This window comes from Phytoactinopolyspora endophytica, from assembly GCF_004138495.1.
GTDB lineage: Bacteria > Actinomycetota > Actinomycetes > Jiangellales > Jiangellaceae > Phytoactinopolyspora > Phytoactinopolyspora endophytica.
In genome coordinates, this window is sequence record NZ_ML142866.1 from 28,774 (window position 1) to 29,740 (window position 967).

1 protein-coding gene is annotated in these 967 nt (G+C 70.6%); it reads right to left on the reverse strand.

The features are described 5' to 3' along the window. On the reverse strand, window positions 1–967 hold a 967-nt coding region (locus ELR45_RS27070), incomplete at both ends, for a phenylalanine--tRNA ligase subunit beta (RefSeq protein ID WP_205857351.1).

Here is a 967-nt window from a genome sequence, read left to right on the forward strand (position 1 = left end):
CGGTCCGGTGTCGTCAGTGATAAGCAGATCGTCCCGATCCAGGTCGCGGATGGCATCGTCGAGCGTGGTGAGCTTCTCACCCGGGCGCGCACGGCGGACGACGATGGGGCCGTTCAGCAGCTCCTTGTCGTAGCCGTGGATCGGCGACCCCAGCTCCAGCATCACGTAGTTCGTCACGTCGACGGCTAGCGAGATCGGGCGCATGCCGGCCAGCTGGACCCGTCGCTGCAGCCAGCGCGGGCTCGGCGCGGCCGGATCGACCCCCGTGACCGTGCGAGCGACGAAGACCGGGCATCGCTCCGCGTCCTCTACCCGCACCGGGTAGCTGGAGTCGCCCTCCTCTGCCGCTGCGGCCTTCGACGTCAGTGCGGCCGGGTCACGGAAGTCCAAGCCATAGGCGATCGCGGCCTCGCGGGCAACCCCACGGATGGAGAGGCAGTAGCCGCGGTCGGGCGTGACGGCGATGTCCAGCACGTCGTCACGCAGGTGCAGGATCGGCGCGGCGTCATCGCCCGGCGCGCCGTCGTCGTCGCCGAGCACCATGATCCCCGAGTGGTCGTCACCGATGCCGAGCTCGCGCGCCGAGCAGATCATGCCGTCCGAGACATGCCCGTACGTCTTGCGGGCAGTGATGGCGAACCCCCCGGGCAGCACCGCGCCGGGCAGCGCCACCACGACGAGGTCGCTCACCTCGAAGTTGCGCGCGCCGCAGACGATTCCGCGCGACGGCGACGCCACGCCTTCATCGCTGCGGTCGGCGTTGTGCTCCGGGCCGACGTCTACGGCGCACCAGCGGACGGTCTTGCCGTTCTTGTGGGTCTCCTCAGAGAACTCCAGCACGCGGCCGACCACCAGAGGGCCGGTGACGTCGGCGCCGGCCTCGTCCACCGTCTCAACCTCGAGGCCGGCTCCGATCAGCCGGGCCGCGACGTCGCGGGCCGGCACGTCCGACGGAAGGTCCACGTAC